The following is a 24,360-nucleotide window of genomic DNA, read 5'->3' as shown; positions in this document are numbered from 1 at the left end:
TGAAATCACCTCTTATTTAATTTGAAACCCGCTCGACAGGGCGTTAGCACTTACAAAACGTTGTGCCGCATAAAGCAATATGATCGATGGCGCCGTGAGAATAATCGAGAAGACTGCACCAGCACTGCTCGGATAATCGCTAATAATCGAATACATGACGATTGGCATTGTTTTATAATTGGGGATCCCTACTAGAAAGGTACCTTGCGCTTCATCTAAAGAGCTTAAAAAGGTGAAGATCGAAGCTACGATAATACCCGGCATTGCCATGGGTAATGTGATACTGCGGAATACCCGAAAGTAGCTTGCGCCTACATCCCGAGCAGATTCCTCTTGGGCCACATGCACATTTCTAAAAGCTGCAGATGGAATCCATGTCATATACATGAGCACATTGATCATGTGGATTAATACGACTCCCAATAATGTGTTCATCAGTCCCAGCTTATAAAAGAGCACTGCTATCGATACGTATAAGCCCATTTTCGGGAACGCATGTGTTAAGAGGAACGAGAATAAGAAAAACCGGCTCAGCGGAAAGCGAATTCTAGCAAACGCGTAGGCAGCAGGCACACAAATAATGATGGACGCCACCGTTACAATAGTTGCAATCATAAAGGACAGGCTAATTGAGTGAGCGATATCGTCCTGCTGAAAAACAAACGTCCACCACTTTAATGACCACATATGCGGCAATAAATCCGGATAGTTCCATTTACCGCTAAAAGCCAGTACGACTAAATTCAACAAAGGCGCAAAGAAGAAAACAACGAAAATGATTAAGAGTAGGAATTCAATAATTTTACGAGTACCCAACGCTTTTAAATACCAACGCATAAGCCGAATCTCACTCCTTTCAGAAAAATAACAAATTGTGGTATCGTTCCCACGATAGACATCTAAGTCGACTGGCGAACCACCAATCTCGGTTCATATTCAATTCGCTCAGGTAAAACGGTTTGTTTCTTAATCAAGCGATCCAAAATCATCACAGACTCATGGCCCATTTGGCCTTTTTCTACATGTATGGTGGTTAGAGATGGGGTGACCATATCAGCAAAATCAATATCATCGAAGCCCATTATGGCCATTTGCTCTGGGATGCGTACCGCTCTTTCCTGCAAGTATTTCATCGCACCGAGCGCAAGCATGTCATTGGTGGCAAAAATCGCCGTATAAGAATGGCTCATTAAGTTCTCCATAGAATCAGCCATAGCTTGGTATCCTTTTTCGAACGTTGAAGCAGTTGAATAAAAGATTGATGAAGTTTCAATATTATTTCCTTGCTGCTCCATGTAAGCTCTAAAGCTATTGAAGCGCATATGGTGACTGCGATGCTCCTGTGGTCCTGCGATGATGAAAATTTTGCGGTGACCGATTTTGAACAAATACTCGGCTGCTTTCTGTCCGCCTACTTCGTCTTGATTGACGATATGAATCACATCTTGATCCTCGGTTGAACCGTTAACCATGATATAAGGGATTTTAAAATTGCGGATATAATCAATTACGTTTTGGCGAAGGCGGCTAATTAGAATTAAACCGTCCACTCTCTTTTCCAGCATATAATCGGCGGAACGAAGTGACATTTCTTGATCCGTCGTTACAAAAACAGAGTAATCCAGCGCTCCAGCAGCTGTTAGAACAGAATCGAGAATCTTTCCATAAAACGGATGGGAAGCTATGGGGTGATGCTCTCTATAAATAATGACCCCAATATTATTGGTCCGCTGAGAAACCATTGCTCTTGCTACTGCATTCGGTTTGTATTGCAGCTCTTCAATCACCTGCAAAACCTTTTCACGTGCTATCTGACTCGTATAACCTGTGTTGGAAATGACTCTGGAGACAGTTGACTTCGATACGCCAGCCCGTGCGGCAACTTCTTTAATCGTATATGCCATACAATTGCATACTCCATTCTCATCTCGATTAGGCTTAGACCCTTAGCTGCTTTAAATCAATTAAAGTCTGCAAATTCCTTGTGGTGATCGAATGTACGCCCATTTCAACCATCCGTTTCATTTCAATCTCATCGTTTACTGTCCACACAAGAATGGGGAGGTTTTTGTTCCATGCTGCTTCCAAAAGCTTTGTTTTTACCAAACGATACTCTATATTTATCCCCATACAATTTGCGGCAAGTGCATCATTACAGGTTATCTCTACCGCTTCTTCATAATCTAAGCTTAAAAATAACTCGATATTTGCGTTTAGCAGTTTGCGCAGCTTCGGGTTAATTTGATTCACCTTCATAGCCCGTTCAGCCTCACACCCAGAAACAATCACTTGCTCCAGCATCTGATATTTTTCAACTAAATCAGAAACAGGCTTAATGCATTCATCTGCTTTTAGATCCAAATTGGCGATTTTCCCGACTGCCTTAATAAGCTGGAGAAACGATTCCAATGTAGCTAAGCGGATCGTTGCTGGTACTGTTCCCGAGCGAGCTAGAATATCTAATTCACTTAATTCGCTATAGGTCATTTGAGAAATGTGATAGATTGTGCCATTGGGCAATTGGATTTCATCATCATGGGCTAGCACTAGAATTCCATCACTTGTGATTCGAATATCATCCTCAACAATATCTGCGCCTAGCTGGAGTGCTATTTCTGCAGAAGCTAACGTGTTATCAGGCTTGTTCATACAGCCGCTATGAGCTGTAATCCATGGAAATGATTGGCTCATTGTTTCACCTCAAAGTAAATGGCATTGGTAAAAGCGATTAAAACCCTAGCTCCACGTACCGTTCCCCATAGCTCAGCTCTTGCCCAGATTAGATCTGAACGATTAATGGCGAAGGAATAAGCAGCATCTACGAACCGTATTTTCTGTTCACTTACAATCCCTGTATTCCCTGTAAGCAGCAGTGTAAAATCCTGATCTGCTATTTCCCATATCCCACTTCTTACCGAAAAATCAACATGGATATGTGCCTGACTTACTGCTTGTTCAGCTGCTGGAAGTGTATGATCTAATGGAATCAAATCACCTAATTTATAGGATTCATTTGCTTTTTCGATTTCCATTGTGATTAAAGGCCCAATTGTTACAGATATTCTTCCTTGGGAAATCGCTTTAACAGCTTGGCTCCGCAAGGAATCTTCTCCAGCCTCCAAGCCTAGATAGGTGACCGAAATCGGATCCTCGGTTTCGACTTGAAAGTGCCAATCTCGGCCTGAGGTTGCCGCTATTCGGTAGCCTTCATTCAACTTATCCGTCCATAATTGATACGCGCGTAAATTATCTTTTTTAATAGAAGGGAACGTTCCAGACCATACTTCAATATAATCAATTTCATTCCAATTGCTGATTTCATATTCCCAGAAACAGCCTGTACAAATTGGGCTGCCTATCCGAAACGGATGAGCCATTCCAGCTACTCCGCCTTGAGCATGAATTTCAGCAATTCCTTGGTGGATGTCGCCTATTCCCTTGGCACGCCAATCTACGAAAGCATCCATTCCAATCGTCACCATATGTCCATAAAAAGTCGTCCATTCCATCCCAGGAATTATTGTAAGGTCTGTTTCAGCTTCAATGCTTTCTCGCCCTTGTAAGCCTGTCATCGTATTGTGATCCGTCAATGCAATGCTATCGAATCCAAGTGATTTGGCTGCTTTCGCCAATTCCAGCAAGGTTTGTTTCCCATCGCTATGAAAGGTATGTGTGTGAAGCTCGCATGCTGCCCAGCGCATCATAACCCCTCCTCTTGCCAAATTTGAAGCTCATAAGAGCATAATTCCGAAACAATTCCATGCAGACTTAAAGTTACCTTCCATATTCCCTCGATAATCGGTCCGCTGACAAAACCAGGTGAAGCTTGATGCTCCGAAAGCCGGATCAGCTGCTCGGGATCATGGCGATGGCCTGCACCCCGATGACCTTGAGGATCATCTACAGAGAGTGTGATTAAATTCGTTAACGGCAGAAATGATTCCCATTTGGCTTGCTCTAAATCTGAATTTTCTAAACCGGAATACTTCTCGATACTGGCTAATATCATTTCCTTGGAGCGTTCGGGATCTTCCAAACGTTTAGGATGATACGAAAAGCGGATATTTAATTTCCCAATGGGCTGGCGAAGATCAAAGCTATATGTAATATGGCTTCGTGAGTTGACGGGAGTGACTTGTCCTTTTACATCAATAAGCATTCGTAGTTGTCGCTCCTTAGTCCAAATTGTGGTAACGTTCCCACACACTTTACTTGATTCTTTTGTTTCAGCTCCTCTATACAAATTAACTTAGAAGTGTTCTGTCTGTGTTAACAAAAAATAAAGAAAATGTAAAACTGGGATCACCTCATACATAAGGCGCTTCCCAGGTTTTCTTACTCCAGCCCATACTCTGACCCACAACATTGAGATTTTCGTCCAATTGCACATCGACCCCAAACGGCAGCTTATGATTATGCCAGAATCGCATATCACGCCAATTGACTTCATATCCATCGGTTTTTTTAGTGAAATAAACATGTATATGCTGCGTAAAATGTAGAAACGCCCTTACTCCATCTGTTCCCATCGTTGCTTCAATAACTGGATTAGCACGATCCTTGTGATAAATATCAACCACGACTACTTTCTTGTAATCGACCTTTCCGGTATAGAAAAAGCTGTCCGACTCGAACACGAATTGCCAGCGGAACCAATGTAAACTAGGAATAACATGATAGATCCCGACTTGATTCATTTTTAAGTGGACACGTTTTACAACAATCGAATGATGAACCGATCTCACTAAGATATAAAGGAAAGTCAACAAGTACACAGCAATGAAAATGGGAACAGGATTTAGCGAAGTCATTATCCATAGAGCCAGACCTGTGAGATGAATCACAAAGAAAAACGGTTCATAGATCGAGAGTACATCCAAATGAAACCATTTTTTACTTAATGGACGGAAGCATTGAACACCATAGGCATTAAACAGATCAAGCAATACATGAAGAGTCACAGCTACAAAACTCCAAAAATACAGATGAGCAAATTGATCCAGTGTCCCAAAAATCAAGCCCATTATTAAGCTAACAAGTGCAGGCCAGATAAACAAAGCAGGCAAAGAATGCGTAATGCCACGATGATTGCGGATATAACTGGAATAGCTTTTTATGCGCGCAACGGCATCGAGATCGGGTGCATGAGAACCAAGTAATGAAGCAAAAAGAATCGTTTGAGCAAGCTGCGGATGAGCGGCTACTGCCGGATCGATAAACGCTAAACCTGCCAAGGTGGCTCCCATTAATAAATGACTTCCTGTGTCCATCGTCTTTCCTCCCTAATTTCAGGCTGCAAAAGCTGTCTGGCATCTAAATCATCTAATATATCAATGACAATCGTTTCCGATGCATTTTGTTTTCTTAGCAGCTGAAGATTGGATCGCATACCTGTGAGCTTGCTAGGATTTCTAAGCAGCATTTTGATTTGCTCGATTAGTTCAATTGGATTTAAGGAGATTAGTGCAGCGCCTTTTTCTGACAAGTACTTAGCATTCTCACGTTCTTGACCAGGAACGGGGCGAAACAACAACATAGGCTTGCATAAGGAAATAGCCTCAGAGACAGTAATGCCGCCAGGCTTAGTTATCACAAGCGAAGCTAGAGACATTAACTCATAAATCCGTTCGTAATAGCCAAATAGGAGTACTCTTGGATGATTCATGAAAGCTTTTTCCATGTCTTTTAATAAAGAATTATTGCTGCCGCATACAATAATAAGCTGCAAGCCTTCATTAGCTGCAAGCTGATTACAAATATTTTTCACCTGCATTAGACTTCCATAAGCACCTGCCATAATTAGAATCGTTTCTTTCTCAGGTGAACGAGAAAAGCCATATATTTCATGAAGGGAATCTTCTACTGAAGGATTTATAAATGCTGTTTTAACTGGAATGCCACTTACCTTTACCCGATTTTGGGGAATACCTGAATGTACAATTTGGTTTTTCAGTTCCTTTGATGCCACATAGAACTTATTGATTTCCTGATGGATCCAACGATTATGCAGCTCATAATCCGTTAACACCATATAGAGCGGGAGCTTGCTGCCCGTTCTTTTTTTAAACTCCGCGATCGCAAGCATAGGGAAAGTACTTATAATTAAATCCGGTTTCTCAATAGCCATAATCTCTTCCAGCTTTTGCAAGCCAAAGCTATGGAACCATTGAGAAATTAAGCTGTCGTGCTGCATTTTTTTCGTGCCATAATACAACCAACCGTATATATGAGGGAATAGTGTAAAGCTTTTTCTATAGAGGAATTTGGTTAATTCGTTGAATTGGGGATAGGCTTCTGCAAACAAATCAATCATGCTAACGCGGGAAACTCCATATTGCTTAAAACTTTCCTGTAAGGATGAGGATACTTGAAGATGACCATTTCCATAGCTTGCGTACAACAATAGAATTCGTATATCCTTCTTCATGCAAATCCCTCCGTCTGTAGGATATGATCCTTCTACTTTAAACCACAATGATTATCGGAGCGTAAAGTTAATTTTTAGTTTGAGTAAAGGAATAGGCATCCTTTTATAACATAATTTTTTTACAAAATGAGAACATCGGCTTAATAATTGCTTGGTATGCTTAGCAAAAAACGAGAGGTGTGAAGAATATGTCAGCATTGGCGCAAGCAGGAGCTCAAACCATGGTGCGTGTGAATTCGAATCTATCTGTTAAATTAGCTGAGACTATTACTGAATTGGAGCAAGCTTATCAATTACGTTATCGAGTATTTGTGGAAGAAGAGAAAAATCTGCGCTTGATTAACTCTACAGGTTTGGAAACGGACAGCTATGATGCTTTTTGTGATCACCTGATCGTTGTTGATGAAGATAATGGAGTGGTTGTTGGTACCTATCGTTTGCTGCCTGGAGAGCGTGTTTCTAAGCATATTGGCTTCTATTCGCAAACGGAATTCGATCTTACTACATTCAGTGAACATACTCATAAAACATTGGAATTGGGGCGGAGCTGCATTGCGGAACCTTATCGGGGTGGCAGAGCAATCCAACTGCTCTGGGAGGGAATTGCAATCTATATCGCTGAACGTGGATATGAATATTTAATTGGTTGTGCAAGCGTTCATATTAAGAATGAGACCGAATTGAATGAAATATATAGTTTACTTAAATATAAACATGTGATTACAGAACGCTACGGCATCCAGCCTTTACCTTCACATCGTATCAGCAGCTTATGTTATATAGATGTTTCTGAGCGTGAAAAAGAAATCTTCCGCAAGCTGCCGCCTCTAATGAAAGGATACCAATGGTTAGGTGCTCAAATTGGCGGAGATCCTGCATACGATGCTGTTTTTGAAACGGTTGATTTTTTTATTGTGCTGCATAAGGATCAGATCACACGCAGATACCGCAAGCATTTTATCGATAAAAAATAACGGATAATTGTTAAAAGTTCATCTGGAGGTGTAAGTTGCTTGTACGAATGGATTGGTAAGCTTACCCGACAAACAAAACGATTTCGCCAGCTCGCCAATCTTCTTCATCTACTGCCTGATTGGTTATTATATGCGATATTCTATGCACTGGGGAACCTGATTTATTTAATTTCTGGAACTGAGTTAAGAAACAGAATTAGGATTAATATGGATGATTTGCTTGTCCGATTGACTAGGCGGCAGATTCGCAGGCTATTACGCGCCTACTACCGTAATCTAGCGGTCACTTTATTCGAGGTCATATTTGGTTTTTGGCGTTTGCCAAGAGGACAAGCGGGTAAGCTTCATACAGCGGGAGAGCATTTTTTACAGGAAGCACTTAGCCAGGGGAAAGGTGCTATCATTTATGCTCCGCATGTAGGCAATTTTTTTTATTATTACTGGTATCTTTCTAACCATTATAATTGTTTAACTGTGGGTACTTCAGGCAGCCCAGAGCTAAAGCCCATTTATTCGCAATATGAACAAATGGGCTGTCTTGGCTTGGATTATGATGAAACCTCCCCATTGCAGATGATCAGAACGTTGAGAAATCATTTGGAGCAGAATGGCGTTATCTTTATCTTAGGGGATTTTTGGCGCAGGCAATTCCCGCTAACTGAATTATTCGGAAAACGAACACGCGGCCCTCAAGGGGCCGCTGCTTTGGCGCTGGATCAGATGACTCCCGTCATTCCGTTCAGCGGATTTAGAACAAAAGGGTTTAGTCATCATTTAGTGTTTGAAGAACCAATTTACTTGCATGAACTATTCTCACGTTCACAACGTTCGGAAGCAGCCTTATTGCTGAACCATTCCATGGAACAAACAATTCTATCCCATCCCGAGCAATGGTTTTATTGGTTTAATCTGCATGATCGTTGGGAGCAGGATTAATTGGCTCCTTCTAAGCTCGCAAAAAGTGCGGGCATCCCATAGCCATTATTGCTAGTTAAATAATCGCCAGCTGTATTTTTGATATCCATGCCAAAATTAGAGTCAATGCTTGGTTCCCAGGATAAGCCATTTTCGGATTTTTGTTGATACAAAACAAACCAGTGGTTTTTTTCGATTTCTTTGATTTCACTTATTCGAATGGCATCCTCTGAGAGGTCGTTATGGTTAGCTATCAGCGATTTTGCTTGCTCATTACCGAAGCTTTGAATGACTTTTGATTCATGAGGATTACTGCAGCCTTGTAGAAGAAAAGCAAAAACGAACATTATTAAGATGGTTCTATTAGCTATCTTATTCAATGTTGAATTCCCCCTTTTAGTTTATCACTGGCATGTACAAACCTTAATGCTTATAAATCAATAATACATGCCAATGTTTATAGGAGTGTTTTCGTGGAATGAAAATATTGTAAATGCGTTTTATTGGATTTAATTTACAATTTCTACATTTATATTTAATAGTCGCTAAACAAAAATACTATAGAATTTAAATTAGTCCGTACATAATAAGGAGTGAGTGAAGTTGATATTTAGTAAAAAGAAGTTGTTGTCATTATTGTTGGTTGGTGAATTGTTAGGCAGTCTATTATTTTCAGCTGTACCTGTTTTTGCTGCAGGTCCATTAGCAGGAACGCCTTACAATTCCAACAATGTCTATGATGTTACCGTTCCACATATTATTATTAATCAGGTTTATGGCGGGGGTTTGGTAGACGATAATGGCATTGTAGTTTCCAATGGATTTATTGAATTGTACAACCCAACAAATAGTGATATTGATTTAAGCACCTGGTCCTTGCAATATGCAGATAATGGTGCAAATACAACCCTCGGTACGACTGGGAATTGGGATAAACTGAATCTGACTGGCGAGATTGCAGCTCATTCTTCTTTTTTAATAAAGGCCAAAAAAACAGGCCCTGCTCTAACAACAACTAAGCTTGATCTTTCTTCAGTTGGAGATATGCCTATTTGGAATCGCTACATTAATAATAAAGGTCTAAAAGTAATCTTAATGAGCAATCAAGACACTCTCACTGAGAAAAACCCTTTCAGTCCAACAAAACTGGCCGGATATGTAGATATGATAGGAACTGGAGATAAAGCTATTGATGGTTACGAGGGAGAGCCTCCTTTAGGAGATGATGCTTCAACATCAAAGAAGAAGTCACTTCGCCGAAATAGTTTTATTGATACAGACAACAATAAAAACGATTTTAAACAGGTTAACTACGATACTGCTTCGCCTACATTATTTAGTCAAGTAAAACCCCGCAGTGGAGCCGATGGTCCATGGTTTAGCGTTGTTTCTATTACAGCTGCTCAATTATCGAATGCTAATGTTGGTTCACCTTATTTTAATCAAGTGCCGGTAATTGGTGGAAAATCACCCTACGAGTTTTCTGCTACAAACCTTCCAATTGGGCTTTCCATAAATACGGTTACCGGTTTGATATATGGTACTCCAAATACTGGAACCGAAGGAGCTAGAAGTGTAACTGTTACCGTATACGATAGTACTACTCCAACAAAATCATGGGAAACTAAAGTATTCCCCTTATCAGTAACTAACGTTCCCGGAATCGCTGATTCTGTCAATATCACGCAGCTTGCAAGTTATTCTGTTGGCTCTTCCAATAAGGATGGCGGGGTAGCAGAAATCGTTAAGTTCAACAAAGAAAATAATAAGTTTTACTTGGTAAACGGCTCTACTAACCCGCCAAGATTAGAAATTGTGAGTATGACTAAAAACGTCCAAACTCAAGAATTGACGCTTACCAAAGAAAAAGAATTAAATGTAAAAGTATTATCCGAAACAAATGGCTTTGTTTATGGAGATTTAACCAGTGTTGACGTCAATACAACGACTGATCGTGTATCTATCTCTGTTCAAGAAAAGGATCCAACAAAATCAGGCAAGATTTTGGTGCTCGATTATGATGGGAATTTATTGAAATCCTATGAAGCTGGCGTACAGCCTGACATGATCAAAACGACAACAGACGGAAGATATATCTTGACTGCTGATGAGGCTGAGCCTCGAGATGCCGTAATTGATCCGGAAGGCAGTATAACCATTGTAGATACAACGAATGATGCTATATCACATGTTAAATTCGATAACCCTGACGTCATTGCGGATGATGTACACATTCGGGGTGAATCTACTCCTGGAACAGGCGTAATCACTGGATCCGGAATAAAAGCGGATGCTATTCGTGATTTTGAGCCGGAATATATTACATTGTCGGATGACAATACATTGGCTTATGTTTCCTTACAGGAGAACAATGCTATTGCGACAATAAACATAGCCGGTAAAACGGTTACTTCTGTAAAAGGTCTGGGTTTGAAGAATCTAAACTCTCCGAACAATTCGCTTGATTTGCTGAATGACTCGCAAATTAAACTGGAGAATGTCCCATTTAAAGGTATGTATATGCCTGACGGAATCGCTTCTTATACCGTAAGCGGTGTGACTTACCTCTTTACAGGGAATGAAGGGGATGTCACAGATTGGTCCTCCAATCGTAAAAACGGCAGCACAATAGGCGCGATGAGACTCAGTCTCAATTCTAATTCAGATGCAGCCAAATTCTTAAGCAAAAATGGAACCACTTACGATAGTGTAGAAGTCGCCAGTGATATGGGACATGATGACATTTATTTATATGGAGGACGTTCATTCTCCGTGTGGAATGCCAGCACAATGAGTCAAGTATTTGACAGCGGCAATGATTTTGAAACGATAACTTCACAGCGTGTACCTCTACATTTCAACACTAGTAATAGTAAGATCCTAATGGATGATCGCAGTCCAAAAAAAGGGCCAGAGCCGGAAGATATCAAAGTCGGTAAAGTCGGCAATAAACTGTTTGCTTTTATCGGTTTAGAGCGTATGGGCGGTATAATGACTTATGATGTGACCAACCCTGGACAACCTGTCTTCGCCAACTATCTAAACAACCGAACTTATTCAGGTACTGTTGAGGCATCCAATGGACCTGAAGGCATCGATTTCATTCCAGCTACAATGAGTCCAACCGGATTGCCTTTGATTCTAGTAGCCAACGAGGTTGGCGGTACTGTTGCTGTCATGCAAATGAATGTTACTAAGGTATCTTTGAATCAAAGCAATCTTACCTTCACAACAGGAAGCGCAGCAAAGACGTTGACTGCAACCGTAACTCCTGTAGGTCAAGGTGCAGCGACAGCAACCTGGTCCTCTTCCAATCCTGAGGTAGCCACAGTTAATTCAAGTGGTCAAGTTACCCCAGTAGCTGCGGGCACAGCGATCATAACAGCTATAAGCGCAGATGGTTATGGTTCTGCTGAAGCCAAAATCACTGTCAAATCTCCAGCTATAGATACCCTAAGTATCACGCAGTTAACATACTATTCTGTTGGCACTTCCAATGGAAATGGCGGGGTAGCGGAAATTGTTAAATTCAACAAAGAAAACAATAAGTTCTATTTGGTAAATGGCTCTACAAACCCTCCTACATTAGAAATTGTCAGTATGACTAAAAATGCACAAACTCAAAAACTGGAACTTACTAAAGAAAAAGCGCTTGACGTAAAAACATTATCCGAAACAAGTGGTTTTCTATATGGAGATTTAACCAGTGTTGATGTGAATACAACGACTAACCGTGTGTCTGTCTCTATTCAGGAGTTGGATCCGACAAAGCCTGGGAAAATTCTCGTATTGGATTATGACGGTAAATTAATGAGCTCCTACGAAGCCGGCGTACAGCCAGATATGATCAAATCAACAGCAGACGGCAGATACATCTTGACCGCTGATGAAGGTGAGCCCCGCAATGGAACTGATCCAGATGGCAGTGTAACCATTGTGGATACAATGAATAGTACTATATCGCATGTGAAGTTCGATAATCAGGATGTCATTGCAGATAACGTACACATTCGGGGTGCTTCTACTGCTCCCAAAGGACTAATTACAGGATCAGGATCAAAAGCAGATGCTGTGCACGATTTTGAACCCGAATATATTACATTGTCGGATGACAACACAATTGCTTATGTTTCTTTGCAGGAGAACAATGCTATTGCTGAAGTGAACATTGCCGGCAAAGTAGTGACTTCTGTCAAAGGTTTAGGTCTGAAGGACCTCAGCCTTCCCAATAATTCACTTGATTTGCTGAAAGCAGACAACCAAATTAAACTCGAAAATGTCCCTTTTAAAGGCATGTATATGCCAGATGGAATAGCTTCTTATACCGTAGACGGAGTAAATTACTTGTTCTCTGGGAACGAAGGCGATGTTACTGAATGGGGCACTACCCGCAATACCGGCAGCAAAATAGGAGATATGAAAGGCAGTTTAGATCCTACATCATCAGCAGCTAATTTCTTAAGCAATAAAGGCACCACATACGATAGTGTAGAAGTCACCAGTGATATGGGACATGACAGCATCTATTTATTCGGAGGTCGTTCATTCTCCGTGTGGAACGCCAGTACAATGGCTCAAGTATTCGACAGCGGCAACGATTTTGAAATGATTACTTCACAACGTGTGCCTGCAAACTTCAACTCAAGCAATGATAAAGCAGCATTAGATAGCCGCAGTTCGAAAAAAGGGCCAGAGCCGGAAGATATCAAAGTCGGTAAAATCGGAAGCAGACTGCTTGCCTTTATCGGTTTGGAGCGTACAGGAGGCTTGATGGCTTATGATGTGACAGATCCAACGCATCCGACCTTTGCCAGCTATCTAAACCCGCGAACCTTTGAAAAAGATATAGAAAACTTTAATGGACCTGAAGGCATTGATTTAATACCTGCAACGAGCAGTCCAACCGGATTACCGTTGATTCTAGTAGCCAATGAAGTGGGCGGTACCGTTTCAGTCATGCAAATGAACGTTGCCAAGGTGGCTTTGGATCAAAGCAGTCTTACCTTCACGACAGGAGGTTCTGCAAAGATATTGACAGCAACTGTTATTCCTACAAGTGGTGATACATCAACAACAGTTACTTGGTTATCTTCCAATTCAGCGGTAGCTACGGTTAATTCAAGTGGTCAAGTGTCTCCAGTATCTGCGGGTACAGCAATCATATCGGCTATAAGTGCAGATGGTTATGGTATCGCAGAAGCTACAGTCGCTGTTAACTCACCTAGCCCATCTAATCCAAACCCAAGTTCAGGTCCAACTGCAAGTCCTACACCGACTCCAACACCAAGTCCAACTGCTACTCCAAGTCCGACACCTGCGGCTACAGCTAAGCCAGATCAATCAAACAATGGTGATACGGTAATAGCATCGACAAATGTAACAGCTGTAACTGATAGTAACGGTATAGCTAAAGCGGCAGTTTCCAATTCACAAGTCGATGAGGCCTTGTTAACATTAAGCTCAGCGAATGCAAGCCAAAAGGAAAAAGTTTTTGAAATCAATGTTACGGTTGATAAAAGTGCCAAAGAGGCTGTTGTTACACTATCAGCTGCATCATTTGATAAAATAGCAGGAAGTGATACGGATTCGGTTTCCATAGCTGCCGGAATAGGGCAAATATCTTTTGACAAGAAATCGATCTCCACTATCTCATCAGCCGCTTCTAATGGTGACATATCTATATCAATTGCTAAAAAGAGCTCAGCTGAAATTACTAAGGACCTGCCTGCTGCTTCCCAAAAAGCTATCACTGATGCCATAAGCGATCATCCGATATTTGATTTCACGGTAACCGCAGATGGGAAGCAGGTTTCAAATTTCGCTGGCGGTATTGTAAGCATTAATGTTCCTTATGTGCCAACCGCTAATGAAGACTCAAACGCGATTATTATTTACTACATTGCTGACAACGGCGATATTGTATTGGTACCCAATTGTGTATTTGATAAGACAACAGGTACTTTGAGCTTTGCAGTGAGTCACTTTTCCCAATATGCGATTGGCTATAAAATGGTAGCATTTACCGATACGTCAACAAGCTTTGCAAAAGACAACATTACTTTCCTTGCCGCAAGAAATATTATTCTAGGAATCGAATCTAATAAGTTCGCTCCTAAAAATGATATAACAAGAGCTGATTTCGTGTTAATTCTGGCTCGCCTTGCAGAAGCAGATTTAACGAAGTTCAAGACTGTTAAGTTCAATGACGTTCCATCTGACGCTTATTATGCTCAAGCAGTTGGTTGGGCTACTGAAAGCGGCGTTACAAGCGGAACAGCAACGGATACTTTCGATCCAAAAGCAAAAATCACGCGGGAGCAAATGGCTGTTATGATCGTTCGTTTAAGTAAATTAATGGCTTATACATTGCCAGCAACGATACCATCTACACAATTTGCAGACCAAGCACTAATTCCTGAATATGCAATTGAAGCTTCAAAAGCATTGCAGCAGGCAGGAATTATCAATGGTAAAACAAAATCGAATCAATCCAATGTATTCTTTGCTCCAAAGGATAACGCAACACGTGAAGAAGCAGCCAAAATGATTGCTTTGTTCTTGCAGCAAAAAAATAATTAAAATACAAATTACATTGCTACTGTTAACAAAAACCTCGCATTCTCTCGATATCTTCGAGAAAATGCGAGGTTTTTTCAAACTATGATTGAGTTATGCCAATCCATTCAGTTTGCCAAGAAGGCAAATGCCATGATTCTATATCAGTTATTCCATTAAGTTTTTTCTACAACCTCAGGAGCTACTTTCTTAATGGGTGCTTTTCTTTTTTTAGGGTCCACTTTTATCGGTGCTATTGCTTCAGTTCGTTCTGGCTCTGATTTTATTGCTTCTTTGTTCTTGGTTTCTTTTTCAAGTAACTCTTGAATTCGAGCTTCCAAGAAAGCGATTTTCTGATTGGCCTCATCCAATTCCTGTTTCCATTCACCGCGCTTTTTCACCTGAGTTTCCGCATGCTCCAATAAGCTTGCTTCGTTGATTTGGTAGCCTCTCTCGTTTTGTACCCCTTTCTTCACCAAAACAGCTTCAATCTTTCCTTGTTTAAGCCATCTCTGAACGACTTGTTCATTATCTGCTTTGGTTAACCCTCTCTCTTTAAGCAACAGAAACGCTTCATTCGTATTCAAGGAATACTTTTGCGGATCAAATTCACCATGTTTTACTTTTGCAACTTTGGATTTGGACATTTCTTTGCCTCCATCATAATATTTATTTTTATATAACTTTACTCACAAGTAAATCTATGTATTAAGTATAGTTTAGTTAAAGTTTTGTTGCAAATTAAGTGGGATACAACAAACAGACCGCTGAGCACCCTCAGCAGTCATTTTTATTTTACTTTTTAGCAAATCCCTTACCCTTGAAGCTGCAATTCCGGTTCACTATCTTCCGTGATTCCCAGCTTTTGTTGCATCATTCTGCTGTTGACTAGAGAGTGGCCAGCACGATGTCCCACCGTTCTCCCAACTCTGTCCCCAAGTAATCCACCCACTACGGAGCCAAGAATAGTTCCCACTCCAGGCATTATAGAGGTTCCGAGGATAGCGCCATATTCGATGCCCGCCATTACCCCAAAAGCTCCTGTTACATTTTCCGTTGTTTGCACAGCATACGTTTTTTTATTAATATGGCCTTCCTTTAATGCATTGGTATCCTGCAGCTGTGATAGTCCGCCTGAAACAAGCCCACCCCATAATGAACCACCGCTAAACACTTCTTTTAACATGGCAATGACCTCCTTGGTTTTAAATGAATTCCCCAATTATATGGTCTCCAAGAAGCGCAAAATCAAGTCAGTTAGACTTTGTTTTCATTTTCCAATTTTAGTTGGTCTGCGATTTTTACTGACGAGCTTTTTACTTGATCTGTAATATCCAGTATTGCCTCCGTACCTAACACGGCATATTTCCGTAGTATTTCTCTAGCTCTTGGAGAAAAACCTAGTAATAATGCAGCCGTAATTGCAGCTAAACCCAAGGGTGATTTAAACATATATTGAATCTCCTTTCCTGTTATATGCGATTATTTTTCCGTTAAACTAACAAATTATACAAATTAAAAGCGAATAATTGTTTGGAGTCTGTGTAAACTAATGTCTACAACATTGCAGAGGAAGAAGATGAGGTAAAATGACATTGCTTAATCATGGAGAAAAGAATCTTCGCGTTTTACCTGGGAGAATGCGTTTAGAACTGAAAGGGATCAAAGGAAACCCTACCTTGGTTGGACGGGCTAAAGATCTATTTTCAGTTATAGAAGGGATCCTGAAGGTAGAAGTTAACACCTTGACTGGCAGGATGCTGCTTCTTTATGATGAGCGGAATATTTCCATGCATGAAATTATCGGCCACATTCAAAGATTTGAAACAGAAGATATATCTAACGGAGCTGAACCAGATATATCGACTAATGACGATACCCCATCTATTAAACCATCCAAAGTCCCCGTCCCCCTAGTCATTGCGATGGGTGGTTTAACCGTTTTAACGGCCAAACAGCTATTTTGGGGAAAGTCTGCTTTTGCTAGCAGCCCTGTCCCTTTTTATTTATCAGGTCTAGTATCTGTGCTCTCCGGATATCCATTGCTCAAACGGGGTGTCGATAAGTTCGCACAGGAACGCAAGTTAAATTCGGAGCTTTTATTAGGAACAAGTGCATTCGCTCTTGCCCTCGTTCGTGAAAATGTAGTTGTTCTAGCTGGACTTAGCTTGCTGCAATTCCTCAAATGGAAGAAGAGCGGAACAAAGCTGAGAGCAGATGTAAGTTATTTATCATCCGAAACTAAAGCTTATAGTGAAAAGGCAGGCAAATGGGGAATGATTGCTGCTGGACTAACATTGGCTTTAACGCGCAATCCACTAAAAGGCTTAGGCGTATTATTAGCTGCTAACCCAAGACCTACAACTATTCCTAATGAATATGCTTGGAATCATGCCGAATTAATCGCCCATGAGAAAAACTATATGGTTCCTGCTAATGGTTCTTTAGCTCAGCTCGCCCGTACCAAAACGTTGTTACTCGATGATACTTCACTTTTATTTACTAAAGTAATTGAAGATGTTCAGTGGCAAACTCTGATTGAAAATCAAGATTCCGAAAAGATTATCTGCCTAGCAGCTTCATTGATGAAAAAAAGCAGCCACCCTTGGAAAGCGGAGGTATGCACCAAAGCCGAATCTACCTGCCATACTATTCGGACAGCCTATCAGCTTGAGGAAGCAGCAAAAGGCTTAAAAGGCAAGATTAACAATGCTGTAGTTCTCATTGGAAGCCTCACTTATTTGGTTGAGAATGGTATCGATTGTGAGCCTTACCTACTCGATGAAAAAAGGTTGAAGAAAAGAGGCTTCGAAGTGCTTTTTGTTGCAAAGAAAGGGCTTAAAGCCAATCATTGCATTGGTTATCTAACCAGTAGACGCGAATATAATTCACCCTATATGGGAGTTCTTAAAGATTTATCCATGGACGGATGGTCGATCGGCTTTGTGCAAGAAACCTTAGACATCCGGTCAGACTCTCTCTCATTTAATTTCGATCGCAGCTGGATTAATCTTCAAGCTGAAGAAATTCAGCAACGAATTACGGATCTTCAAATACGTGGCGAAAATGTACTTTACATCCCAGCCAGTGATACAAATGTGAGCTTTGATTATCTATCAGCTGATGTGCCCTACGTGACGATTCAGCAATTAAATAGTATCAATGCAACCTTGATCTATGCCCGAAAAATTGATAATTCCGTGCAGCAGCAGACCTACCTCACGCAAGGCTGGAATGTGATTGGTTCCGTTCTAGCAGCCATAGGTGTCATAAGTGCGCCTTTAGTTAATTTAGCAGGTGATGTGTTATCTCTGGCCTTCCTCTCACGCTCCAAAAAAATCAGTGAGGAACCCTTATTGGCTCAAGTCGATCCGTGGGATAAAAGTGATGCTTTCCACCAGGAAGTAGCAGCAGCCGCTGAAGCTAATTATTCCAATGATGCTTTCTCTTGGCATACAAGTCCATTAGAGTTTGCACTTGCCCACTTCCGTGTTAATGAACAGCATGGACTCACGAATGATCAGGTCATCCTCTCTAGGCAAAAGTATGGAATGAATCAGCTGGAGGGCAAAAAGCCGACTTCTTTTCTCGTTTCTTATTTGATGCAGTTTAAGGAATTCACGACGTTAATCCTGCTTGGCACCTCAGTTCTCGCTTTATTGTCGGGTGATATTTTTGATGGGATTGCCATGGGCAGTATTCTGTTGGCAAACTCGGCAATTGGCACCATTCAAGAAAGAAGAGCGGAAAAGGTGGTCGATAGCTTAAATGAATTCCAGCCTCCTGTATGTAAAACCATTCGCAATAGCCAACAAATCGATCTGCCTGCTGCGGAGCTAGTGCCTGGGGATTTGGTTTGTTTGGAAGCAGGTGATCGGATTCCCGCAGATCTGCGCTTGATTCGTGCTTGGAGCTTGCAAATTAATGAAGCTGCCTTAACAGGCGAATCTGTGCCTATTGAGAAAAATGAAGGCTGTCTAGAAGCTGACACCCCCTTAGCAGAACGCAAAAACATGCTTTACATGGGGACGGATGTATCTCGTGGCAAGTGCATTGGGATTGTTGTCGAAACAGGAATGAATACAGAAATGGGCAACCTGGTCGCTCTCCTGAAAAATGAGAAAAAAGAAGTAACCCCATTGCAGGAAAAGGTAACCTCAATCAGCAAAACATTTATCAAAGGTGCTTTGATCGCCGGAGGGCTTGTATTCTTCACAGGTCTTTTGCGCGGAATACCGCTTACCCAAATGATCACGACTTCCGTCACACTAGCAGCGTCCGCTATTCCTGAAGGGTTGCCTGTAACTATCACTATTGCTTTAAGCGCTGGTGTTTTCCGGATGGCCAAGAAAAACGCCTTGATTCGCAAGCTCTCTGCATTAGAAACATTGGGTAGAACAACGATTATTTGCACAGACAAAACAGGAACGTTAACTAAAAATGAAATGACCGTAAAAGCAATCGCTACCGTAGATCAAATGTGGTCTGTTTCAGGAAATGGCTATGATCCGATCGGGAGTATTGAAGAGTTATATCCCCAAGAAGTTGCAGCGGCTTCGTCTGCTGCGCTTGAGAATGAACAAACATCTTCATCGGATCTGAAGCATCCCGAGCTGCAGCGGTTGCTTGAAATTGGCTTGTTATGCAATAACAGCAAGCTTCTACAGCATGAAGGACGCTGGATCATCAAAGGGGATCCTACTGAAGGAGCATTGTTAGCCTTAGCTGCAAAAGCAGAAATGTGGCAGAATGAGATGCCGCGTTGGCATCGCGGTGCAGAGGTCCCTTTCGATTCAAATGCGGGAAAAATGAGCGTCGTCTGTCGAGATTCCCATACAGCTGACCAAGAATGCTTCATCTTTTCTAAAGGCTCTGTTGAGACAATTATGCGCCATTGCAGCTGGTACCAGGCTAACGGCAATATTCTGCCCTTTACCGATGAACAGAAACAAATCATTATGCTGCAGAATGAAAAGCTAGCCGGGGAAGCTTTGCGCGTTTTAGGATTTGCCTACCGTCCTCTACAGAAAAATGAGCAAGAAGACGAGCTTGGGATTGACGAAAAAGAAATGATTTATGTCGGGATAGTCGGGATGATCGACCCTCCCAAATCAGAGGTCTCAGACAATATCGAGGAAGTCATTCAGCTAGGTGTAAAGCCAGTCATGATCACTGGTGACCATCCGATTACAGCCATTGCAATTGCCAAGCAACTAGGCATATATAATGGCACACAAAGGGTTTTAATCGGACAAGAATTAGATCAGCTATCGGAAGAAGAATTCCTGGAAATTGTCGAGGAAGTCTCGATTTTTGCACGAGTTACGCCACAGCATAAATTGCGAATTGTTAAAACCTTGCAGAGCTGTGGGCATATTGTAGCTATGACTGGTGACGGTGTTAACGATATTCCTGCCATTAAACAGGCCAATGTTGGAATAGCCATGGGTCGAACAGGAACTGAAGTCACGAAACAAACGGCTGTCATGGTTCTGAAAGAAGATCATTTTGGTTCCATTGTTGAAGGTGTCAAAGAAGGAAGAACCATCATCAGCAATATCCGCAAGGCGTTAGGCTGCTTATTAACCGGTAATTTATCAGAGATTCTCGTTACCAGCTTAGCGGTGATCATCGGCTTGCCGATCCCTTTTGTGCCGATTCAAATTTTACTAATGAACCTGCTAACGGATGCTGTCCCAGCTATGGTTCTAGCCGTAAATCCCGGCAATAAACAAAAACAACTCAAACGAATGGATATTGTCGATAAGAATCTGTACCAAAAGGTCGTAACTAAAGGTGTATTTCTTGGGCTTGGCTCGGTTGGGTTATTCGCAGCAAGTTTAGCCATGGGTGTTCCACTGATGACTGCGCAAAGCATTGCTTTTGCTACGCTTGTTTCCGGTCAGTTAATTCAAACCCTATCATGGAGACAAGAAGGCAGCGAAGAGAAAGTTAGTGATTGGACGAAGGATCGTTTCCTGCTTGGAGCACTTGGCATGTCATGGCTAGCATTGATAGCTGTTCTATATGTGCCTGCTATTTCAGCGTTCTTCCATACGACACCTTTAGCGCTCCACTATTGGCTTCCTATCCTTGCGGTAGCTGGATCCGTATCGATTTTATCAAAAATGGTGCTGTCGATCATTTCCAAGAATGCAGAGAAGGAGCTCACCCCTGCATTTGCAATTCCAGCAGTACTGTAAATGGGTAATAACCAATGAATGGAGGCCTAGCTATGAATCAAAAAAAATTAGAAAAATTAACTGTAATTTCTGGGCTTGCCCTTGCCGTATCCGCCTTAATCCCCGTCGCCAAGACGACCTTTGTTGGTCTCATGGGTCAGGAAGGCGCGAAAAACTTAGCTAATCGAGCTAAATCCATTGTGCAATATGCTAAAGAAGAAATCGAAGATATTGTTGCAGAAGCCCAATTTGAACGAATGAAAAAACAGATGGCGCATGAAATCGAGGATTATGAAGATACTCCAGTTTATAGCTCAGCTGAGGAGGTTGAACATGGACATTCAGCAAAGTGAACAAATCGTTAAGGAGCAGCTTCATGAAGCACTCTCCCACCTGGCAGTCGCCATTAACCATAGCATTTTGCTTGTACAAGCGGACGAAAAATCTAAAAAAATCGTCGGCCATGATTGGGAAAGCTTTCTCGGAGATTTTTTCAGTCAAGTTCGGGAAAAAGGCAAGGTATCACGCATCAATTTAATGAGTTTAATTTCTTTTCCTCGCATGCGTTAAGCCGTTTTAAAGCGAATGGCAGGGGACGCTTAGTCCCCTTAGACTGTTAAGAAAGCCATCTAGTGGTCGAAAAGTTACAATTTTAGTGTTTTAATGCTGCGATTTCCGTACAAATTTATTCATAAGCACAATAATGATGCGTATAGAGTCTACTCCACTGGCATTTTAGGTGCTACGCACAATAATTGTGCTAGTGCCGAAGGAAAACCTTGATTTCTCAAGAAGTTCTTACTAATACGCATAGAAATTGTGCATAAGCAGATTTTTTTACTGCTATGCTCTATTCTTAGCACAATTATTAGGCTTATTAACTTTTAGAAACATGCTTTGTAGCCCCCGACTTCTAGTTCCACTGTACATATCGTTCAGTTCATAGGCGACAAAAAAAAGTTGAGATCATGTGAATGAGCTCAACTTTTATTTAAATGATCTATTTTATTATTTTGCTTATTTAATGATTTGGTTGCGGGGGCAGGATTTGAACCTGCGGCCTTCGGGTTATGAGCCCGACGAGCTACCGAGCTGCTCCACCCCGCGATAGTAATAAATAAGTAATGCCCACCGAAGTGGGCATTTTCTTGCTTGGCAACGTCCTACTCTCCCAGAACCCTGCGGTTCAAGTACCCTTGGCGCTGGAGGGCTTAACGGTCGTGTTCGAGATGGGAACGTGTGGTTCCCCTCCGCCATCATTACCAAACGTTATATCTATTATGTGCATATACATAAGATATTATACACATTCAAGGATTATTCCCTGAAAACTAGAAACGAAGCGAAGAGTTGTGAAACATCCAGGTAACACACTGCTTCTTATACATGACTGCATAACAAGTCTTATTGGGGTAAGCCCTCGACCGATTAGTATTTGTCAGCTCCATACATTGCTGCACTTCCACCTCAAACCTATCAACCTCGTGGTCTACAAGGGGTCTTACATACTGGGAAATCTCATCTTGAGGGGGGCTTCACGCTTAGATGCTTTCAGCGCTTATCCCGTCCGTTCTTGGCTACCCAGCGATGCTCCTGGCGGAACAACTGGTACACCAGCGGAACGTCCATCCCGGTCCTCTCGTACTAAGGACAGCTCCTCTCAAATTTCCTGCGCCCACGACAGATAGGGACCGAACTGTCTCACGACGTTCTGAACCCAGCTCGCGTACCGCTTTAATGGGCGAACAGCCCAACCCTTGGGACCTACTTCAGCCCCAGGATGCGATGAGCCGACATCGAGGTGCCAAACCTCCCCGTCGATGTGGACTCTTGGGGGAGATAAGCCTGTTATCCCCAGGGTAGCTTTTATCCGTTGAGCGATGGCCCTTCCATTCGGAACCACCGGATCACTAAGCCCGACTTTCGTCCCTGCTCGACTTGTTGGTCTCGCAGTCAAGCTCCCTTATGCCTTTGCACTCTTCGAATGATTTCCAACCATTCTGAGGGAACCTTGGGGCGCCTCCGTTACACTTTAGGAGGCGACCGCCCCAGTCAAACTGTCCACCTAACACGGTCCCTTGCCCCGATTCAGGGGCATAGGTTAGAACCTAGGTAGGATCAGGGTGGTATCCCAACGTCACCTCCACACAAGCTGGCGCTCATGTCTCAAAGGTTCCCACCTATCCTGTACAGATCATACCCAAATTCAATATTAAGTTACAGTAAAGCTCCATGGGGTCTTTCCGTCTTGTCGCGGGTAACCTGCATCTTCACAGGTATTAAAATTTCACCGGATCTCTCGTTGAGACAGCGCCCAAGTCGTTACGCCATTCGTGCGGGTCAGAATTTACCTGACAAGGAATTTCGCTACCTTAGGACCGTTATAGTTACGGCCGCCGTTTACTGGGGCTTCAATTCATAGCTTCGCCTTGCGGCTTACCACTCCTCTTAACCTTCCAGCACCGGGCAGGCGTCAGCCCGTATACTTCGCCTTACGGCTTCGCACAGACCTGTGTTTTTGCTAAACAGTCGCTTGGGCCTTTTCACTGCGGCCCCCTCGGGCTATTCACCCTACCGAGGCACCTCTTCTCCCGAAGTTACGAGGTCATTTTGCCGAGTTCCTTAACGAGAGTTGTTCCGCGCGCCTTAGAATACTCTTCTCGCCCACCTGTGTCGGTTTGCGGTACGGGCACCTTCTCCCTGGCTAGAGGCTTTTCTTGGCAGCTTGAGTACATGATCTTCGGTACTGTAATTTTCCCTCCGCGTCACAGCCTAGCCTAACAAAGTGCGGATTTGCCTACACTTTAGCCTCACTGCTTGCACAGACACTTCCATCCGTCTGCATCTTTCCCCTTCTGCGTCACCCCATTGCTCATAACGGTTCACGGTGGTACTGGAATTTCAACCAGTTGTCCATCCACTACGCCTTTCGGCCTCGCGTTAGGTCCCGACTTACCCTGAGAGGACGAGCCTTCCTCAGGAACCCTTAGGCTTTCGGCGGACAAGATTCTCACTTGTCTTTTCGTTACTTATACCGGCATTCTCACTTGTATGCTCTCCAGCGCTCCTTACGGTACACCTTCGCAGCACATACAACGCTCCCCTACCAAACAACATTCAAAATGTTGAGTCCATAGCTTCGGTGGCGTGTTTAGCCCCGTTACATTTTCGGCGCAGAGTCACTCGACCAGTGAGCTATTACGCACTCTTTCAATGGTGGCTGCTTCTAAGCCAACATCCTGGTTGTCTTTGCAACTCCACATCCTTTCCCACTTAACACACACTTGGGGACCTTAGCTGATGGTCT

Annotated in this window: 17 protein-coding genes, 1 tRNA gene and 2 rRNA genes (1 of these 20 only partly in view); 6 read left to right on the top strand and 14 right to left on the bottom strand. The window is 42.4% G+C overall.

What is annotated here, in order from left to right:
• Positions 1–12: 12 nt before the first annotated feature.
• The 7 genes from EHS13_RS07550 to EHS13_RS07520 all read right to left on the bottom strand — a co-directional run bounded on the left by EHS13_RS07550 (position 13) and on the right by EHS13_RS07520 (position 6,427).
• On the bottom strand, positions 13–837 hold the full coding sequence (locus EHS13_RS07550; RefSeq protein WP_155699746.1) for an ABC transporter permease: 825 nt from the start codon (positions 835–837) through the stop codon (positions 13–15).
• Between the two features lie 62 nt (positions 838–899).
• The gene (locus EHS13_RS07545) at positions 900–1,904 is read right to left on the bottom strand and encodes a LacI family DNA-binding transcriptional regulator (RefSeq protein WP_155699745.1); all 1,005 of its coding nucleotides are present in this window, start codon (positions 1,902–1,904) and stop codon (positions 900–902) included.
• A 34-nt stretch (positions 1,905–1,938) separates the two neighbouring features.
• Entirely contained in the window at positions 1,939–2,691 is a 753-nt protein-coding gene (locus EHS13_RS07540) for a glycerophosphodiester phosphodiesterase (RefSeq protein ID WP_155699744.1), read from the bottom strand.
• Entirely contained in the window at positions 2,688–3,704 is a 1,017-nt protein-coding gene (locus EHS13_RS07535; protein ID WP_319633422.1) for a CehA/McbA family metallohydrolase, read from the bottom strand. The genes EHS13_RS07540 and EHS13_RS07535 overlap by 4 nt, the downstream gene beginning before the upstream one ends.
• Positions 3,701–4,159, bottom strand: a complete 459-nt coding sequence (locus EHS13_RS07530) for a hypothetical protein (protein WP_155699743.1) — start codon at positions 4,157–4,159, stop codon at positions 3,701–3,703. The genes EHS13_RS07535 and EHS13_RS07530 overlap by 4 nt, the downstream gene beginning before the upstream one ends.
• Before the next feature lie 148 nt (positions 4,160–4,307).
• Complete coding sequence (locus EHS13_RS07525) at positions 4,308–5,270, bottom strand: metal-dependent hydrolase (protein WP_155699742.1); 963 nt, start codon at positions 5,268–5,270, stop codon at positions 4,308–4,310.
• Complete coding sequence (locus EHS13_RS07520; protein ID WP_155699741.1) at positions 5,246–6,427, bottom strand: MGDG synthase family glycosyltransferase; 1,182 nt, start codon at positions 6,425–6,427, stop codon at positions 5,246–5,248. The genes EHS13_RS07525 and EHS13_RS07520 overlap by 25 nt, the downstream gene beginning before the upstream one ends.
• A 188-nt stretch (positions 6,428–6,615) precedes the next feature.
• Here EHS13_RS07520 and EHS13_RS07515 point away from each other — a divergent pair, with 188 nt between their 5' ends.
• Together EHS13_RS07515 and EHS13_RS07510 are read left to right on the top strand one after the other, a co-directional pair.
• The gene (locus EHS13_RS07515) at positions 6,616–7,401 is read left to right on the top strand and encodes a GNAT family N-acetyltransferase (protein ID WP_227013831.1); all 786 of its coding nucleotides are present in this window, start codon (positions 6,616–6,618) and stop codon (positions 7,399–7,401) included.
• Positions 7,402–7,440: 39 nt separating this feature from the next.
• A complete protein-coding gene (locus EHS13_RS07510; RefSeq protein WP_162462995.1) occupies positions 7,441–8,337 on the top strand; it encodes a lysophospholipid acyltransferase family protein in 897 nt (298 codons plus the stop codon).
• On the opposite strand, the gene EHS13_RS07505 is transcribed toward EHS13_RS07510, so the two are convergent.
• Positions 8,334–8,696 carry a hypothetical protein gene (locus tag EHS13_RS07505; RefSeq protein ID WP_155699739.1) on the bottom strand — a complete coding sequence of 121 codons (363 nt, stop codon included), beginning with the start codon at positions 8,694–8,696 and terminating at the stop codon, positions 8,334–8,336. The two genes, EHS13_RS07510 and EHS13_RS07505, sit on opposite strands and share 4 nt — an antisense overlap.
• 223 nt (positions 8,697–8,919) lie before the next feature.
• Here EHS13_RS07505 and EHS13_RS07500 point away from each other — a divergent pair, with 223 nt between their 5' ends.
• Entirely contained in the window at positions 8,920–14,895 is a 5,976-nt protein-coding gene (locus EHS13_RS07500; RefSeq protein ID WP_162462994.1) for a choice-of-anchor I family protein, read from the top strand.
• Between the two features lie 152 nt (positions 14,896–15,047).
• Here EHS13_RS07500 and EHS13_RS07495 read toward each other — a convergent pair whose 3' ends face one another.
• The 3 genes from EHS13_RS07495 to EHS13_RS07485 all read right to left on the bottom strand — a co-directional run bounded on the left by EHS13_RS07495 (position 15,048) and on the right by EHS13_RS07485 (position 16,323).
• Positions 15,048–15,518, bottom strand: a complete 471-nt coding sequence (locus EHS13_RS07495; protein ID WP_155699737.1) for a hypothetical protein — start codon at positions 15,516–15,518, stop codon at positions 15,048–15,050.
• Between the two features lie 167 nt (positions 15,519–15,685).
• Positions 15,686–16,057 (bottom strand): hypothetical protein, encoded by a 372-nt coding sequence (locus tag EHS13_RS07490; RefSeq protein ID WP_227013830.1) that lies wholly within the window; start codon positions 16,055–16,057, stop codon positions 15,686–15,688.
• Between the two features lie 71 nt (positions 16,058–16,128).
• Positions 16,129–16,323, bottom strand: a complete 195-nt coding sequence (locus EHS13_RS07485) for a hypothetical protein (RefSeq protein ID WP_155699736.1) — start codon at positions 16,321–16,323, stop codon at positions 16,129–16,131.
• A 137-nt stretch (positions 16,324–16,460) separates the two neighbouring features.
• Here EHS13_RS07485 and EHS13_RS07480 point away from each other — a divergent pair, with 137 nt between their 5' ends.
• The 3 genes from EHS13_RS07480 to EHS13_RS07470 are packed head-to-tail and all read left to right on the top strand — an operon-like array spanning position 16,461 to position 21,623.
• Positions 16,461–21,074, top strand: a complete 4,614-nt coding sequence (locus EHS13_RS07480) for a cation-translocating P-type ATPase (RefSeq protein WP_155699735.1) — start codon at positions 16,461–16,463, stop codon at positions 21,072–21,074.
• 32 nt (positions 21,075–21,106) lie between these two features.
• Positions 21,107–21,406: a DUF5132 domain-containing protein gene (locus tag EHS13_RS07475; protein ID WP_155699734.1), complete on the top strand. Its 300-nt coding sequence runs from the start codon at positions 21,107–21,109 to the stop codon at positions 21,404–21,406.
• On the top strand, positions 21,387–21,623 hold the full coding sequence (locus EHS13_RS07470) for a hypothetical protein (RefSeq protein WP_155699733.1): 237 nt from the start codon (positions 21,387–21,389) through the stop codon (positions 21,621–21,623). Before EHS13_RS07475 ends, EHS13_RS07470 begins: the two co-directional genes overlap by 20 nt.
• Positions 21,624–22,083: 460 nt before the next feature.
• Here EHS13_RS07470 and EHS13_RS07465 read toward each other — a convergent pair.
• From EHS13_RS07465 to EHS13_RS07455, 3 genes are all read right to left on the bottom strand, one after another.
• Positions 22,084–22,160, bottom strand: a tRNA-Met gene (locus EHS13_RS07465).
• A gap of 43 nt (positions 22,161–22,203) precedes the next feature.
• Positions 22,204–22,320 (bottom strand): 5S ribosomal RNA (rrf, locus tag EHS13_RS07460).
• A gap of 141 nt (positions 22,321–22,461) precedes the next feature.
• Positions 22,462–24,360 (bottom strand): 23S ribosomal RNA (locus EHS13_RS07455) (it continues 1,027 nt past the right edge of the window).

This window comes from Paenibacillus psychroresistens, from assembly GCF_009728935.1.
In the GTDB taxonomy this organism is placed as follows: domain Bacteria; phylum Bacillota; class Bacilli; order Paenibacillales; family NBRC-103111; genus Paenibacillus_AC; species Paenibacillus_AC psychroresistens.
The sequence above is the reverse complement of the archived record's forward strand: the minus strand, read 5'-3'. Positions and strand labels throughout refer to the sequence as shown.

Excerpts from the sequence above, each read along its gene's own strand:
- EHS13_RS07540 (WP_155699744.1), bottom strand. The coding sequence starts at position 2,691 with ATGAGCCAATCATTTCCATGGATTACAGCTCATAGCGGCTGTATGAAC.
- EHS13_RS07545 (WP_155699745.1), bottom strand. The coding sequence starts at position 1,904 with ATGGCATATACGATTAAAGAAGTTGCCGCACGGGCTGGCGTATCGAAG.
- EHS13_RS07480 (WP_155699735.1), top strand. The coding sequence starts at position 16,461 with ATGACATTGCTTAATCATGGAGAAAAGAATCTTCGCGTTTTACCTGGG.
- EHS13_RS07525 (WP_155699742.1), bottom strand. The coding sequence starts at position 5,270 with ATGGACACAGGAAGTCATTTATTAATGGGAGCCACCTTGGCAGGTTTA.
- EHS13_RS07495 (WP_155699737.1), bottom strand. The coding sequence starts at position 15,518 with ATGTCCAAATCCAAAGTTGCAAAAGTAAAACATGGTGAATTTGATCCG.
- EHS13_RS07520 (WP_155699741.1), bottom strand. The coding sequence starts at position 6,427 with ATGAAGAAGGATATACGAATTCTATTGTTGTACGCAAGCTATGGAAAT.
- EHS13_RS07550 (WP_155699746.1), bottom strand. The coding sequence starts at position 837 with ATGCGTTGGTATTTAAAAGCGTTGGGTACTCGTAAAATTATTGAATTC.
- EHS13_RS07475 (WP_155699734.1), top strand. The coding sequence starts at position 21,107 with ATGAATCAAAAAAAATTAGAAAAATTAACTGTAATTTCTGGGCTTGCC.
- EHS13_RS07530 (WP_155699743.1), bottom strand. The coding sequence starts at position 4,159 with ATGCTTATTGATGTAAAAGGACAAGTCACTCCCGTCAACTCACGAAGC.
- EHS13_RS07490 (WP_227013830.1), bottom strand. The coding sequence starts at position 16,057 with ATGTTAAAAGAAGTGTTTAGCGGTGGTTCATTATGGGGTGGGCTTGTT.
- EHS13_RS07535 (WP_319633422.1), bottom strand. The coding sequence starts at position 3,704 with ATGATGCGCTGGGCAGCATGCGAGCTTCACACACATACCTTTCATAGC.
- EHS13_RS07470 (WP_155699733.1), top strand. The coding sequence starts at position 21,387 with ATGGACATTCAGCAAAGTGAACAAATCGTTAAGGAGCAGCTTCATGAA.
- EHS13_RS07485 (WP_155699736.1), bottom strand. The coding sequence starts at position 16,323 with ATGTTTAAATCACCCTTGGGTTTAGCTGCAATTACGGCTGCATTATTA.
- EHS13_RS07515 (WP_227013831.1), top strand. The coding sequence starts at position 6,616 with ATGTCAGCATTGGCGCAAGCAGGAGCTCAAACCATGGTGCGTGTGAAT.